The organism is Candidatus Endowatersipora endosymbiont of Watersipora subatra, from assembly GCF_964026585.1.
Taxonomy (GTDB): Bacteria; Pseudomonadota; Alphaproteobacteria; order Rhizobiales; family Rhizobiaceae; genus Pseudahrensia.
The window spans coordinates 1-15,871 of sequence record NZ_OZ032160.1; the positions used below are offsets into that span (position 1 = coordinate 1).

13 protein-coding genes are annotated in these 15,871 nt (G+C 39.9%); 8 read left to right on the forward strand and 5 right to left on the reverse strand.

What is annotated here, in order from left to right; all coding sequences use genetic code 11:
* Positions 1 to 56: 56 nt before the first annotated feature.
* From hemE to rsmG, 6 genes are all read left to right on the forward strand, one after another.
* Positions 57 to 1,025 carry a uroporphyrinogen decarboxylase gene (hemE, locus tag AAGD37_RS00005; protein WP_341760692.1) on the forward strand — a complete coding sequence of 323 codons (969 nt, stop codon included), beginning with the start codon at positions 57 to 59 and terminating at the stop codon, positions 1,023 to 1,025.
* A gap of 19 nt (positions 1,026 to 1,044) precedes the next feature.
* A complete protein-coding gene (hemJ, locus tag AAGD37_RS00010) occupies positions 1,045 to 1,467 on the forward strand; it encodes a protoporphyrinogen oxidase HemJ (protein ID WP_341760265.1) in 423 nt (140 codons plus the stop codon).
* A 165-nt stretch (positions 1,468 to 1,632) separates the two neighbouring features.
* Entirely contained in the window at positions 1,633 to 2,898 is a 1,266-nt protein-coding gene (rho, locus tag AAGD37_RS00015) for a transcription termination factor Rho (RefSeq protein ID WP_341760266.1), read from the forward strand.
* Between the two features lie 17 nt (positions 2,899 to 2,915).
* Positions 2,916 to 4,223, forward strand: a complete 1,308-nt coding sequence (gene mnmE, locus AAGD37_RS00020; protein ID WP_341760267.1) for a tRNA uridine-5-carboxymethylaminomethyl(34) synthesis GTPase MnmE — start codon at positions 2,916 to 2,918, stop codon at positions 4,221 to 4,223.
* Positions 4,224 to 4,266: 43 nt separating this feature from the next.
* Entirely contained in the window at positions 4,267 to 6,177 is a 1,911-nt protein-coding gene (gene mnmG / locus AAGD37_RS00025) for a tRNA uridine-5-carboxymethylaminomethyl(34) synthesis enzyme MnmG (protein WP_341760268.1), read from the forward strand.
* Between the two features lie 25 nt (positions 6,178 to 6,202).
* Entirely contained in the window at positions 6,203 to 6,862 is a 660-nt protein-coding gene (gene rsmG, locus AAGD37_RS00030; protein ID WP_341760269.1) for a 16S rRNA (guanine(527)-N(7))-methyltransferase RsmG, read from the forward strand.
* A gap of 26 nt (positions 6,863 to 6,888) precedes the next feature.
* Here rsmG and holA read toward each other — a convergent pair whose 3' ends face one another.
* From holA to leuS, 3 genes are read right to left on the reverse strand one after another with little or no spacing between them, the layout of a single operon-like run.
* Entirely contained in the window at positions 6,889 to 7,914 is a 1,026-nt protein-coding gene (gene holA, locus AAGD37_RS00035; protein ID WP_341760270.1) for a DNA polymerase III subunit delta, read from the reverse strand.
* 13 nt (positions 7,915 to 7,927) lie between these two features.
* A complete protein-coding gene (lptE, locus tag AAGD37_RS00040; protein WP_341760271.1) occupies positions 7,928 to 8,497 on the reverse strand; it encodes an LPS assembly lipoprotein LptE in 570 nt (189 codons plus the stop codon).
* Positions 8,484 to 11,063 (reverse strand): leucine--tRNA ligase, encoded by a 2,580-nt coding sequence (gene leuS, locus AAGD37_RS00045; protein ID WP_341760272.1) that lies wholly within the window; start codon positions 11,061 to 11,063, stop codon positions 8,484 to 8,486. The genes lptE and leuS overlap by 14 nt, the downstream gene beginning before the upstream one ends.
* 129 nt (positions 11,064 to 11,192) lie before the next feature.
* On the opposite strand from leuS, the gene AAGD37_RS00050 reads away from it, so the two are divergent.
* Together AAGD37_RS00050 and AAGD37_RS00055 are read left to right on the forward strand one after the other, a co-directional pair.
* A complete protein-coding gene (locus AAGD37_RS00050; protein ID WP_341760273.1) occupies positions 11,193 to 11,849 on the forward strand; it encodes a YggS family pyridoxal phosphate-dependent enzyme in 657 nt (218 codons plus the stop codon).
* Positions 11,850 to 12,053: 204 nt separating this feature from the next.
* The gene (locus tag AAGD37_RS00055) at positions 12,054 to 13,079 is read left to right on the forward strand and encodes an aspartate-semialdehyde dehydrogenase (RefSeq protein WP_341760274.1); all 1,026 of its coding nucleotides are present in this window, start codon (positions 12,054 to 12,056) and stop codon (positions 13,077 to 13,079) included.
* A gap of 46 nt (positions 13,080 to 13,125) precedes the next feature.
* On the opposite strand, the gene AAGD37_RS00060 is transcribed toward AAGD37_RS00055, so the two are convergent.
* Positions 13,126 to 14,484 carry a heme biosynthesis protein HemY gene (locus AAGD37_RS00060; protein ID WP_341760275.1) on the reverse strand — a complete coding sequence of 453 codons (1,359 nt, stop codon included), beginning with the start codon at positions 14,482 to 14,484 and terminating at the stop codon, positions 13,126 to 13,128.
* Between the two features lie 130 nt (positions 14,485 to 14,614).
* Positions 14,615 to 15,370, reverse strand: coding sequence for a uroporphyrinogen-III synthase (locus AAGD37_RS00065; protein WP_341760276.1), 756 nt, complete (start codon positions 15,368 to 15,370; stop codon positions 14,615 to 14,617).
* Positions 15,371 to 15,871: the final 501 nt, after the last annotated feature.

Here is a 15,871-nt window from a genome sequence, read left to right on the forward strand (position 1 = left end):
TGAAACGTGTTTTAAAAGTTATTGAAGGCGAAACATTTAGCTCACCTCCTATTTGGATGATGCGCCAAGCTGGTCGTTACTTGCCTGAATATCGAACCATCAGAAACCGTTCAGGTGCTTTCTTAGACTTATGCTATTCTCCTGAAAAAGCTGTTGAACTTACCCTTCAGCCCATACGACGATTTGGATTTGATGCAGCAATCTTATTTTCAGATATTTTAGTCATTCCTGATGCATTAGGAATACCTGTTATCTTCAAAGAAGGTCAAGGACCGATTATTAAACCTATAAGTATTGATGAAATTTCTCTTCTCAAGGTAGACAACGTACTCAGCCACCTTATCCCTATTTTTGAAACGCTCAAAGAGTTATCTATTCAACTACCAAGTGAAACTACTTTACTAGGATTTTGTGGTGCTCCATGGACTATAGCTACTTACATGATTGTAGGTCATGCAACACCAAACCAAGTGCCTACACGACTCTTTGCCCTAGAAAAGACAACTGTCTTTCAAAGGCTTATTGATGTGATCACAGAGGCTTCGATTCTTTATCTAGTTGAGCAAATTAAAAATGGCGCCGAAGCAGTACAAATATTTGATTCCTGGGCATCACTGTTAGATCAAGATCAAATGAACCGTTGGTGTATTGAGCCAGTTCGTCGAATTGTCGAAGGAGTAAGATATCATGTACCTCATGCTAAGATTATTGGTTTTCCCAAAGGCATTGGCGCTTATTATAAAGATTATAGGCGTCTCACAGGTGTTAATATGGTTAGTCTAGACTGGGGACTTCCTTTATCATTTGCCCAAGAGATCCAAAAGAAGGGTCCCGTTCAAGGGAATCTTGATCCTCTACGATTAATCGCAGGTGGTAAAGTACTAAATGACGGTGTCGATATGATTTTAGAGTCCTTATCCTCGGGTCCATTAGTTTTTAATCTAGGCCATGGCATTATGCCTAACACCCCCATTGATCATGTAGAAAGCATGATAAAAAGAGTGCGTGATTTTAAAGGCAATTAAGACTGAATAGGTTGAATGTATGATTTTGTGGATAAAAGCAGCTCATATTATATCAGTGATCAGCTGGATGGTTGGTTTACTATACTTGCCACGCTTGTTTGTTTATCACTCTGAGGCCGAAATAGGATCAAAACTTTCTGAAACATTCAAAACAATGGAAAAACGCTTGTTAAAAATAATTATGACACCTGCGATGATATCTACTTGGATTTTTGGCATATGGACTGCAGAAGCTTTTTCTCTATGGGGAAAGAAGTGGCTGATGGCAAAGTTAGTTCTTGTTCTTATTTTGACAGGTTATCATGGTCTGCTGTCAGGATGGGTTAAAATGTTTGCAGCTGATAACAATCAGAAAAGCTCCCGATTCTACCGTATTGTTAATGAGTACCCAACTGTTGCTGTAGTTGGCATTATTATACTCGTTGTTGTTAAACCATTCTAAATAGCTGCTCTTGCATCTACTGAAAAAACATCATAGGTTGTTATTTAACGATCTACATACGTTATAACTGTCAGTCGTTTTTCTTCTTCTCTCCTCAATAAAAGTGACTATGCATTTTAACTTTTCATAGTTGTTCGCGCCGTATTCTCGATGATGGACAGATAAATGGAACAAATGAAACTTCAGGAACTTAAGGTAAAAAAACCCACTGAGCTTATTTCTTTTGCTGAAGACTTAGAGGTTGAACATGCAAGTACTCTACGAAAGCAGGGTCTCATGTTCGCAATCCTGAAGCAGTTAGCTGAAGAGGAAGTAGAAATAATCGGTGAAGGTGTAGTAGAAGTTCTGCAGGATGGTTTCGCCTTTTTGCGATCAGCGAGCGCAAATTATCTTCCAGGCCCTGATGATATTTACATCTCACCTTCACAATTAAGAAAATTCTCTCTTCGGACTGGCGATACTGTAGAGGGATTGATTCGCAGTCCTAAAGATGGTGAACGCTATTTTGCATTACTTAAGATCAATACAATCAATTTTGATGATCCTGAAAGGATTAAACACAAAGCTCATTTTGATAATCTTACACCACTTTATCCAGAGCAGCGATTTCATATGGAGATTGAAAATTCAACGCACAAAGATTTATCTTCGAGGGTCATTGATCTGATCTCACCTCTTGGAAAAGGTCAACGTGGATTAATCGTAGCACCCCCCAGGACTGGTAAAACAGTTCTTCTACAAAACATCGCTCATTCTATTACTGTTAATCATCCAGAAGCATATTTACTTGTTTTGCTGATCGATGAACGTCCCGAAGAAGTCACTGATATGCAAAGGTCGGTAAAAGGTGAGGTCATTGCTTCAACGTTTGATGAGCCAGCAAGTCGTCATGTTCAGGTTGCTGAAATGGTGATTGAAAAAGCTAAACGCTTAGTAGAGCACGGTCGTGATGTGGTTATTTTACTTGATTCAATCACTCGTTTAGGTCGCGCGTACAATACAACTGTTCCTTCTTCCGGTAAAGTCTTAACTGGTGGAGTAGATGCTAATGCCCTACAGAGGCCCAAGCGTTTTTTTGGGGCTGCTCGAAATATTGAGGAAGGCGGATCTCTAACAATTATTGCGACAGCTTTGATTGATACTGGTAGCCGTATGGATGAAGTCATCTTCGAGGAATTCAAAGGAACAGGTAACTCCGAGATCGTTCTAGACCGAAAAGTTGCCGATAAGCGTACATATCCGTCTATGGATATTCTAAAATCTGGTACACGTAAAGAAGATCTATTGATAGAGAAAGTCGATCTTCAGAAAGTCTTCGTATTACGCCGCATTCTTTCATCGATGGGAAATACTGATGCCATTGAGTTTTTGATTGATAAACTTAAGCAAACCAAGAACAACGCAGAATTTTTCGATTCAATGAATACATAAATGAGTGTCGAATATAAATGGTCCCTAATGATATCATTTTTGCATTATCGAGTGGCCCTCCCCCTTGTGCGATTGGCGTCATTCGGATTACAGGTAACCATTGCCTGACTGTTCTTGAAACCATGATAGGAACATCGCTCGTGCCTCGTCGGGCTACGCTCGTTTCATTAAAAGAAACGAGCGGCGGGACAATGTTAGATAGATGCATTGCACTTTATTTTGCAAGTCCTCATAGTTTCACAGGAGAGGATTGCATTGAACTTCATTGTCATGGCAGCCTAGCAACTCTATCAGCTGTTTTGACTGCACTAGGTAAAATCAAAGGGGTTCGGGAAGCTGAATGCGGTGAATTTACTCGCAGAGCTTTTTTAAATAATAAAATGGATCTGACTGCCGTTGAGGGATTGTCAGATTTGATTAACGCGCGAACGGAAGCGCAGCGTAAGCAGGCTTTAGATCTCACATCAGGGGTCTTAAGAACACTGTATGACGGATGGCGTCATTCTCTTGTTTCTCAAAGAGCCTCTTTGGAGGCCTCTCTAGATTTTTCTGACGAAGATAGTGTTCCTGATTCCTTAAGGGAATCGGTCTGGACTCAGACACAGACTCTCCTAAATTCAGTGAATCACCATTTGGAGAATAGAAATTATGGGGAAATTGTAAGAAATGGCTTTCGTATTGCCCTTCTTGGTCCTCCTAATGCGGGTAAATCAAGCTTGCTCAATGCGTTAGCAAAAAAAGAGCTTGCGATCGTGACGCCAATTCCTGGTACGACTCGTGATATACTTGAAACATCGCTTGATATTGATGGATATCTTGTCACTATCTCTGACACAGCTGGTATTCGCGAGACGAATGATCTCGTCGAGGCGGAAGGAGTCAAGCGTGCTTATCGTGTTGCCCGGAGTGCGGATCTCGTTCTGTGGCTTAATCCTGCTGATGCACCAGAGCCTGTTCCAGAATCAGTCACAGCGCTCGAGCTTATCAGCAAGGCTGATCTTTTTAATCGAGAGAAAGCAAAGGAAAACTTATGTGTTGATACTATTTCGAGAGATGGTCTTAATTCTCTTATTTTTTTTATTTCTGAACAGATCAAAAAGTATCAATCAGGATCGGAACATATCTATCTGACACGTGAAAGACACAGAAGAGTGATAGAAAGTGTTTCTCAACATCTAGTGAAATCACTCGATCGAAATCATCCCCCAGAAATTCACTCTGAAGAATTACGTTTAGCATCAGATTCCTTAGGAAAACTGACGGGTTCGATCGAAGTAGAGGAGTTGCTAGACTTTATTTTTTCTGAATTCTGTATTGGGAAGTAATATATTCTCTCTAGAAATCCTTTAAAAACTGATAAGTAACACCATGGTTGGAAAGAAAAATTTTGATGTCATCATTGTTGGTGGTGGACATGCAGGTACAGAAGCGGCAGCAGCGTCAGCACGGATGGGAGCTAAAACTGCGCTGATTACGCATAGAACTAATACAATCGGAATATTGTCATGTAACCCAGCTATCGGTGGGTTAGGGAAAGGGCATCTGGTTCGTGAGATTGATGCGCTGGATGGTCTGATGGCTCGTGTAGCTGATGCATCGGGTATTCAATTTCGAATGCTGAATCAACGAAAAGGGCCTGCAGTTCAAGGTCCTCGCACTCAGTCAGATCGAAAACTGTATCTTCAGGCTATGCAGAAAGAAATTTTCACTCAAGATAATTTAACCCTTATTGAGGGAGAGGTCGCAGATCTTCTGCACGACAATATTTCAATATTAGGTCTCATGATGCAGAATGGACAGAAGTTTTTGTGTGGAGCTTTGGTTTTGACAACCGGCACTTTTTTACGTGGAGTCATTCATATAGGTGATAAAATAATACCGGCAGGACGAATCGGAGAAGGCTCGAGCGTTGCTCTTGCGAAAACACTTGATCGGATTAGATTACCGATGGGTCGGTTGAAAACCGGAACGCCTCCTCGTCTAGATGGAAATACTATTGACTGGTCGGTTGTCAATATGCAGCCTGCAGATGATCCCCCTATTCCCTTTTCTACTTTGTCTCAGGGAATCATTATTCCACAGATTGAATGCGGTATTACACGTACGATTCCAGCTACTCATTCTATTATAAGGGATAATCTTAGCCGATCAGCAATGTATTCTGGAAATATTCATGGGATAGGACCTCGTTATTGTCCTTCTATTGAAGATAAAATTGTAAAATTTGGTGATCGAGAAGGGCACCAGGTTTTCTTAGAACCGGAAGGATTGAACGATTTCACTATCTATCCTAATGGACTCTCCACTTCCTTACCAAAAGATATTCAGGCTGATTTTATCGCGACTATTCCTGGTCTTGAAAAAGCAAAAATTATACAACCAGGTTATGCTATTGAATATGACTATGTGGATCCGCGTTCACTAACGCCATCATTAGAAACTCATTGTCTCTCTGGTTTTTTTTTGGCTGGTCAAATTAATGGAACAACAGGCTATGAGGAGGCTGCTGCACAAGGTCTCATTGCAGGGCTGAATGCAGCCCTTAAGTGCAGCGGAAGGAAGCCTTATTTTTTCAGTCGCACTAATTCTTATATTGGTGTTATGATTGATGATTTAGTAACTCGGGGAATTACCGAACCTTATCGGATGTTTACCTCCCGAGCTGAATATAGGTTGAGTTTACGAGCAGATAATGCGGATCAAAGGTTAACCCTCATCGGATGCGATCTTGGTCTTATTGGTACCTATCGACAAACAGCGTTTGAGAGAAAGTCTCGGCTTTTGCAAAAAGCGAAGGATGCATTTAATTCAGTTTTTTTAACGCCAAATCAAGCTATCGAGAGAGGATTAAAAATTTCATCTGATGGAATTCGTCGTTCCGCTTTTGATTTGCTGAGTTATCCTGAAATTTCAGTTAAAGATATTCAAAAAATATGGCCAGAACTGAACCGTTTTGACTCAGTTATCACTGATCAAATAAAAATAGATGCTAGATATTTTGTGTATTTAGATCGTCAGAAAAGAGATATTGATTCCATTAGAAGAGATGAAAATCAGATGATTCCATCAAATTTCAACTATGTTGATATCTATGGTCTTTCAAATGAGTTACGTGATAAATTATCGGCTGCTAAGCCCCAATCTATTGGACACGCCTCAAGGATTGAGGGGATGACGCCTGCTGCACTGACTCTCATTCTAGCTTATGTGAAGAAACTCAATATACAGAAACTAAAAAAAGATCGCTTTAAACCTGAAATCGAAGATGAAAAGAGTTGAACTGTTGATTCTCAATGAGAAAAAAATGGATCAAATAGGGTTGACACGAATCAGGACATTGATTGAGATTTCACGGGAAACGGAGATACGCTTACTCAATTATATTTTTCTCCTGAGGCAATGGCAACTTAAAATGAATCTTGTTTCATCATCAACATTGAAAGATGTGTGGATGCGTCATGTTATGGATTCAATACAAATTTTCCAAGTTGCCCCGACAGCAACTCAATGGGTTGATATTGGTAGTGGTGCTGGATTTCCTGGCCTTATCGTAGCAATTTTATTAGCTGATCTAAAGAGGAAGAATGATGAATTGTTAAAGGTTCATCTTGTTGAAGTTATTAGGAAAAAATGTTCTTTTCTAGAGGCTGTGAGTCGGGAAATCAAAAAAAATGACTTTGATGTTAGTCTCACTATACATAACAAACGAATTGAAATCATATTGCCTCGATTACAGGTACCCAATGTTGTTTGCGCCCGTGCGCTCACATCACTAAATCGCCTTTTTGATATCACTTATTGTCATCTGAGTGCTGGGGCTATAGGAATTTTTTCAAAAGGACAGGGATATTTGAAAGAGTTAACTGAAGCTAAACAACGGTGGTATTTTGATGTTATCACTCATTATAGCTGTGTCATGAATAATTCCGTTATCCTTGAAATTCATAACCTGAAAAAAAAATAATTTTGACCTTATTTACCTTCAGAATCTCAATAAGCCTCTCGTGCAATAGCTAGGAGTGTGATTGATGTCAGTGATTGAGCTAATCTAGTGTTTTTTCTAACTTCCAAAGAAGCTGTTTGCAGTTGAATCAATATCCGTTCCAGTGCAGAGCGATTCCAAATGGATACTGCCTTAATTATATTATTTCTTCTTTGAAGATTTAATGATGGATGTAAGCGTGATATCACTGATTGTGGATTCTCGTTTCTTGATTCTATCATTACGGCTGATTCAAGAATCATTTGAAAGTTTTTTTGTAGAGCTAAAGTGATTTGATAAGGGGGTATACCCCTTATCATGAGACGGGAAAAGATAGTTTCTATCTCATAGAAATGACCCGTGAAAACGGAATCAAGCAACTCATCTATGGCCAATTCAGAGACATCACTGACAATGGCTCGAATATCATCAAGTTCTATTTTTCCTTTTCCCAGAGCATAAAGACAGAGTTTATTTATTTCGCTGCGACTGGCCATCCGATCACCACCCAACCTTTTTTTTAGAAGTAAACGAGCCTCGCGGCTCATTTTTAGATTCCAATGGGTTAACTCATCATTAATGATCTGATCGATGGCACACGCCTGATCCTGATAACAAGGTAAGGCGATTGCAAATGTCGATTTCTCGATTCGACTTCGTAATGGATTTGATTTTCTAAGGACCCCTCCTTCAACCAAGATAATTGAATCAAAAGGCGGTAAATCAAAAACAGGCTTAAGGATTCTTGTGATATTTTTTGGTATCTGCCCTCGTATCCAGATCAATCGTTTATGGCCAAACATTGATCTGGTATGGATCTCATCGTTTATACGGGCGAAATCAACTTCTGGATTATCGGCATCAATCCGAACGGTCGAAAACGGATCATTGAGATCAATCCCTGTTTTTTGAGCAAAAACCTGTCCTCGTTCAAAAACAAGACCTCTATCTGGTCCGTAAATAAGAACGATCGTAAAACGAGTCTCAGGTTTCTTAAGAAACATGTCAACTTCGTCAGCTTTTTTTGTAACCATTGATCCCCTGCTCCTAAAGACTTGAAATAGTTCGTGCGATTACTAAACGCAATTTTTCTGCTAGGGCCTTTGCTCCACGATTTTCTGCATCACGCAAAGCGCGATCGCTTGCAAAGTTTTGATAATTTTGATTGTAGGAGATAAGAGTTTGGCATTTACCTGTATCAACTATTGACCCATCCTTCTTATCAAGAAGAGTATATTGGCTAGATAGTTCTAGACTTGTGGAAATGGGGGCTTGAATATCCCTGCTTAAGGGGAGATTCTGGGTGGTCTTTGTAATTATCAGATTGACTTGGTAGCGTCCATCATCCTTCTGTTTTCCGCCATTGAGAGCGAATAAAAGTGCATTGCGTACTTGTTGTCCAACGCGAGAATTTGCTTTCCCTACTTCCATGCGTGCGAGGATATCGGCTGTCGAACGGTTATACATAAATGAAGAATGAATAGAATCTTGGGTTGTATTCAGCAAGGACTGTATTGTACAACCCTGAAGAAGGATGAAAGTCATAGTCATAGCAACAGCAAGGCTACTATTGTATCGGATAGCTCCTTGAGATAGAAATTTCCTATATGACAACATTAACAATTTTACCTGGAATAATGATCATCTTTTTCAGTTCTTTCTTCAAGAGTGCAGACTGAACAAAGTCTAACTTCAAGACAAGATCCTTAATGCCTATTTTATCTAATTCCTTGTCAATAATAACATAACCGAGTTTTTTTCCATTGATCTGGACTGGCATAGTGATTTTTGTATCGAATAGAAAACTCTGATTGATGGTCGGCCAAAAAGTTTCACTCACCATTTTCTTAAAGCCTAAAGTAGCCCAACATTCTTCAGCTATATGAGGCATCATTGGAGCAATCATCTGTATTGTTATTGAAACCGATTCTCTTAATGTCTCACTGCTGACACCTGATTCGATAGCTTTCTCAATCTGATTAACCAATTTGTAAATCTGAGCAATAGCGCTGTTATAGCGCAGCTTCGGTAACATAATATCGAGATTAGCTAAAACGCGGTTCGTTGCTTTTAACAATTCTTGATCACCAGCATTGTTATGATAAGTATCTTCATATGTTGTGGTCTGCATGACAAGTCGCCAAAATCGCTGGATAAAACGGTGTGCTCCTTTAATTCCAGCCTCAGTCCAAATGATATCGCGGTCAGGAGGAGAATCAGAGAGAACAAACCATCGCACAGTATCAGCACCATAGATTGAAATGATATCATCTGGATCTACGGTGTTGCACTTTGATTTTGACATTTTCTCTAGGTTGCCAATAGGAATTTCTTCACCATTATCGAGACGAAAGGCTCGACGTGAATGACCTGTTTCTTCAATAGTAATTTCTTTTGATTTGAACCAGCCCATCTCTGTATTACCATAAGTTTCATGAACAACCATTCCCTGAGTAAACAGACCTTTAAAGGGTTCTTCGATCGATAGATGACCTGTTTTTTTCATCGCATAAGTAAAGAAACGTGAATATAAAAGGTGCAAAATAGCGTGTTCGATTCCCCCAATATACTGGTCAACAGGCAACCAAGCGTTGACAGAATTTAGGTTTGTTGGTGTGGAACAGTTCGAATTGGTAAAACGAGAAAAATACCATGACGAATCCACGAATGTGTCCATTGTATCGGTTTCTCGTTGTGCACTTCTTCCACATGAAGGGCAATTCACATTGCGCCAGGTTGGATGTCTTTCAAGAGGATTGCCTGGTTGATCAAAAGTCACATTATTGGGCAACAGAATCGGCAAATTCTCATCTTTTTCAGGAACCAGACCACAAATATCACAATAGACTATAGGAATGGGGCATCCCCAGTAGCGTTGGCGTGAAATCCCCCAGTCACGGAGTCGATATTGGGTTTGTGATTTCCCCCATCCTTGTTTCTCAAATTCGGCGATCGTAACATTGATCGCATCTTGACAGGTTTGAATCATACCTGATTGACCTATCCAGCATATATATTTGACTCTCTCAGATTTCTCTGGAACATAGGCGACATGGCTGACTCTCTTATCACCGCTGACAGGGACAAAAACATCGATCACTTTGAGTCCGTATTTATAGGCAAACTCAAGATCGCGTTGATCATGGGCTGGACAGCCCATGATCGCACCTGTGCCATAATCCATCAATACGAAATTAGTGATATATAAGGGGATCTCCCATGATGAATTAGCCGGGTGTCTAACCTTTAAGCCTGTATCAAAGCCTATTGGGGATGCAATCTCAACGGCCTCTGTTGAGGTGACTATATTAGAACATTTCTTCCGAAATTCAGAAATTCCATTAACTGATTTTTCAAGTTGTCTTGCTAGCGGATGATCACAAGCAATGGCCGCAAAGCTAAGACCGAAGATTGTATCAGGCCTAGTCGTATAAACAGGGAGTGTTTCAAAGCCTAAAGGAGCATCTTTAACGCTAAACGTAAAATACATCCCGAACGACTTGCCAATCCAATTCCGCTGCATCGTTCGTACCTTTTCTGGCCATTCATCAAGGTCATCAAGGCCTTTCAACAATTCTTCTTTAAAGTCAGTAATCTTAAAAAACCACTGATCAAGTTCACGTTGCTCAACCTGAGCACCTGAACGCCAACCTTTCCCCTCAATAACTTGTTCATTAGCTAGAACAGTCATATCAACCGGATCCCAGTTTATACGAGCTTTTTTACGATAAACCAGCTCCGCTGCTAAGAAATCGAGAAAGAGTTTCTGCTGATGACAGTAATAATCAGGATCACACGTTGCAAATTCTCGACTCCAGTCCAACGAAAGTCCTATCCTTTTTAACTGCTTACGCATGCGAGCGATATTATCATATGTCCAGTTTTTGGGGTGTATCTTTTCTTTTATCGCTGCATTCTCAGCTGGCATACCAAAAGCATCCCAGCCCATAGGATGAAGGACCTCAAATCCTTTCGCCCTTTTATATCGAGCCATGACGTCGCCCATTGTATAATTGCGCACATGGCCTATATGGATGCGGCCAGAAGGATAGGGAAACATTTCTAGAACATAGTAGGGTGTTTTCCTAGACTCCGGAATAATCTGGGTTTCAAAAATCTTGGCCTCTTTCCATCGGTTTTGCCACTTTATCTCGACGACTTTCGGATTATAATGCTTTAACATGGGATAGATATTCATAAATTTTGAAGTGATTTTTCTATTCATTTAGTGATCAGAATTATAGCGATAGGTCAACATCATGAAGCAAGTCTACAAGAATTTTAGCTGGATCCAATTGAGAAGTTGATCCTGATGTTAGCAGAAAAACGGTTATTCAGTGTTAAAAAAACTATTGAGAAGAGTGCTAGAAAAGTGGGCAGAAGGGATCATATCACAATGATTGCTGTCTCCAAAACATTTCCTGCTCATGTTGTGCGTCCAGTGATTTATGCAGGGCAGTCTATTTTTGGTGAAAACCGGTTACAGGAGGCAGAAGAAAAATGGCTCCCGTTACGGGATGAAATGCAAGGGATCGAACTTCATCTAATAGGCCCCTTACAATCAAATAAGGTCAAACAAGCGGTTGCTTTATTTGATGTGATTCATACGGTTGATCGGGAAAAAATTGCCAAAATTTTGGCGAAAGAGATTAGAAAACAAAAAAAAAAGGTCGACCTTTTCGTGCAGGTCAATACTGGCAAGGAATCTCAAAAATCTGGTATCAGCCCTTGCGAGGTGTTAGCGTTTATCCAGTATTGCAAGGCCGAACTTGGACTTTCAATTCACGGATTGATGTGTATTCCCCCAATCAATGAAAATCCTGAACCTCATTTTTCTACGTTACGTCAACTCAGCAGAGAAGGCAACCTTCCTAATCTTTCTATGGGAATGTCATCAGATTTTCAAATAGCCATTGAATTGGGAGCGACCCATGTACGTCTAGGCCATGCCATCTTTGGATCACGTTAGGAACCATTTGTTCTCAACAATGTTCAGAACAAGACACAGATTACCAAATTTTAGTGATCCTTTGGATTCTTAGACTGTTATTTAGTATTTTTGTATTTGCCTTTATGCGTTACCAAGGTAAAAACAATGAAGAAAAAGAAAGACCTTTATAACCGACTCCTCTTTGTAACTTTCACTTAGGAGAAGGAGAATAGGAGTTTAAATATGACAGGTTATAACGTTGCAGTTGTAGGTGCAACTGGCAATGTTGGTAGAGAAATTTTATCTATATTAGCAGAGCGTCGCTTTCCTGCTGATGTCGTCATTCCTCTGGCATCAAATCGATCCCATGGGACCGAAATTTCATTCGGCGATAAGAGATTGAAAGTGATGTCGTTGGATTCTCATGATTTTTCCACTAGTGACGTTGCAATTATATCTGCTGGTAGTTCGGTCTCTTTTGAATGGATTCCAAAGATTACAGCCTCTGGCTGTGTTGTTATCGATAATTCATCTGTCTATCGATATGATCCTAATGTCCCCTTGATTGTCCCTGAAGTCAATCCACAGGCCGTTGAAAACGTTAGGAAGAAAAAAATTATTGCTAATCCCAATTGTTCGACAGTCCAACTGGTGGTGGTACTCAAACCTCTGCATGATCGTGCCACTATTAAGCGTATTGTTATATCTACATATCAGTCTGTTTCTGGCGCTGGAAAGGAAGCCATGGAAGAGCTTTTTAAGCAGACTCGGTCTTTTTTTGTTTCTGATCATGTTAAAGTAGAAAAATTTACGAAGCGGATCGCTTTCAATTGTATTCCTCACATTGATACATTTATGGATTCAGGTGATACTAAGGAAGAATGGAAGATTAATGCAGAAACCAAGAAAATTTTAGACCCGAAAATTAAGATAACAGCCACGGCTGTTCGCGTTCCCATTTTTGTTTCTCATAGTGAATCTGTTAATCTCGAATTTGAGAGAGAGATTTCTGCTCATGAGGCTCGTGATATTTTACGTCAAGCGCCGGGATGTTCAGTGATCGATAAGCGTGAAGACAGCGGTTATATCACACCTTATGAGGCAGCGGGTGAAGACACAACATACATCTCGCGTATTCGCGAGGATCCGACGCTTGATAGCGGGCTCAATCTGTGGATTGTCTCTGATAATTTGCGTAAAGGAGCGGCTTTGAATACAGTTCAGATTGCTGAGCTTTTAGTCAATGGGAAGTTACTGAAAAAGAAATAGGGACCCTAAATAACTTAGACTTAATAAGATATGATTCTGAAAGGGATCAATGATTTTTACAGGTCAAAGATTCATTGATCAGGTCACAGTAATTGATTTCTGATTCAGAGTTATGAATCTTTTGAAAGGGTACCTTCCATTTAAAGGCATCCAACTCTCCGGTTACAGGAGAAACAGGTTCCCAAAAGTCAGCTATCTGTCCATCTGCAATCCAGGTTGGGCTTTTAGGGGTTTTCAGAGCATGTATGAGCCATTCACGCACTCTTCCACGATGAGAATGTTCCCCTTCTTCGATTTTTGCCATCAGTAAACAAGCGCGATCAGTTGGGTTATCTTGTAAAATCGTTGTCAAGACTGAACGAGCTTTTCCCCATTGTCTTGCATGAATTGCTGCATTGACTATTGCGTACTTGCCTTCTTTATGATCAGGATTTTTCTGGTTTAGAATTTCTGACCGCTTCAGTCGATCTAGGGCGGAATCTTTAGGATGAAGATTAACGTAAGTGTTAGCGATGTCTGGATGAGGTTCCCTTTTCCAGGTTGTTTCCAAAATCTTTGATGCTTTACGAAAATCACCTAAGATTGCACAGGCTTTTGCAGCTGTTGTTGCAGCAGGAACTAAGGATGAATCCAGGTTATGAGCAGCTAGAGCGTGCATCTTTGCTTTCTCCGGATGGTTCATCAATTCTCTAAGAGCAAGTGCAGTCAAGAGAACCGCTCGCTTACGATTGTATTCAATTCTTTTAAATGGCCCGTTTTTAGAGTTAGTTTCCAGTATCTGCAGTGCTTCCTCCCACTGACTAGAGAGAGAAAAATATTTGAGCATTGCTTTCACTGCCCATGGGAGTCCGGGCCTTTCTTTTAATGCATCACGAGCAAAATTGGCAGCAGCTCCAGATTCATTCTGATTTTCTGCTTCCATGTAAAGTCCCCGTAACCCTAAAAGCTTAGTATCTACCTGATCTTTCATAATGATTAATTTTCTATGAGCTTTTTCATATTCGCCTTCCAATAGAATGATTCGCATCTCAAGGAGATCTAGTAAAGGATCACTAGTGAGACACTTGTAAGCTTTTGTGATGAGTCTACGAGCAGTAGCGGTATCTTCTGCTCCTGCTGCTATTAGGCCTTTTGATATTGCTTGATAACCCTTTTCACGACGCCGCTCGATCTGCCACCGTTTACATTTTTTAGGAGTATACGACAGGATGATAAGAATTCTCAGTATTATCATCACAAAGATAATCATGAATATGAGGGCCGCTATCGCTTGCATGAGGGTCAGTTCAACCGAGATATTGAAAGTAGGCCAAATAAGAGTGACTGAGCCAGGATGATAAGCTAACCATTGAAAAACAATGACTATCGCAGAGATCATAGAACCCAAAAAGATGATTTGAAACATAATGATATTATTTCAGAAATGCTAAACTAAAGATAAAGACGTTGAGATGCTTCAATACAGGATCTTGGCTTATAAATTTTTATATAATGATGGTTGAGGTGTCTTGTATCGTAGTCAAGAGCCTCTTTCTTCATGGTTTTAAGAGGTTTAAAAGACTGTCCTGATTGGGGTGACTTGAAATCTTGCAGCTAATATTCTGAGATTGAGAGAAAACGGCTGCGATTTCTCTACTAAGACAAAAAACAACTGGTATTGATAAAGGAATTTCTAAGGTCTTTTCTAAATTTGATAATAATTTCAAAAATATTCCAGCAGTTTGAGATGAGTAGATCAAAATTCCATCAATCCAACCTTCTCTTAAGGCTACCTTCAGGGAAGGCGAAAATTGGTTGACTGGATCTGTACGATAGACAGGCCAGTTTATAATGTTGATTTCGCTACCAGATAGCATTTTTGAAAGATTGTTGGCAGTCGTTTCGGCTGATGGATACAGTATGCGATATGAAGTCTTATTCTTGGATTCTTGATGATATCCCCGAAAAAACCAGTGAGCTTGGAGTGCTATGTCGATTGCTCTTCCATCAGAGGATTGTGCATCATCAAACCCTGCCAATATCAGTTTTTTTTGAGTTGCGTTTCCGACTGCCAATACTGGAAAATTTCTTCTTGCGTGTTCTGGAATGATCGTTTCTAAAGCGTTGATGGCATAGTAGCTCGTTATAATAGCCCCGTCAAAAGAGTTTAAAAGCATATCCTGTGATAGATCGTTATTTAGGAGTTTCACCCTAATCATTGGTTCTATGATTGGATCGAATCCTTTTTTTCGTAAAATTTTTTCTGTTATTTGGGCTTGTTCATATGGCCGAGTAATGAGGATTTTTTTCAAAAAGGTAGACTTCTAATTCTAATTTTGTGAAATTTGATCTCAAGATCAACGTTAATTATTCCTAACCTTCATTCCATTCTTGGGGAGGGGAGGTTTGATCTTCGTCTACGGTGTTGAGAATCTTGATTTCTGATTGGATGTCAAGAATCTATTGCTTCTCAACTCAACGGTTCTGTTTTATGAAACCACAAGATCAAGCTATCAGCTATCACAATTGAAGATTGGAGAAGATAATTTTATCCTTTATTTTCAGGTGTAATAATTATGGAGGCGACCTCCCTGAGGGGCATACTCTTGTACGTATAGAGAAAAGGTTTATGAATAAGTATGAATAAGCATCTACCTGGAGCTTTCGCCGTCTGTGAGGAGATTAAGAGATTAAATGTTTAAACTATCGGTTTATGATTATGTCGCTAATTTTGATATGATTTGAGCCTCGGTTACAGAAAAAACTCGAGATGTCCTTTTAGTGAATCCTAATAATCCTAGAGGGACTTAATA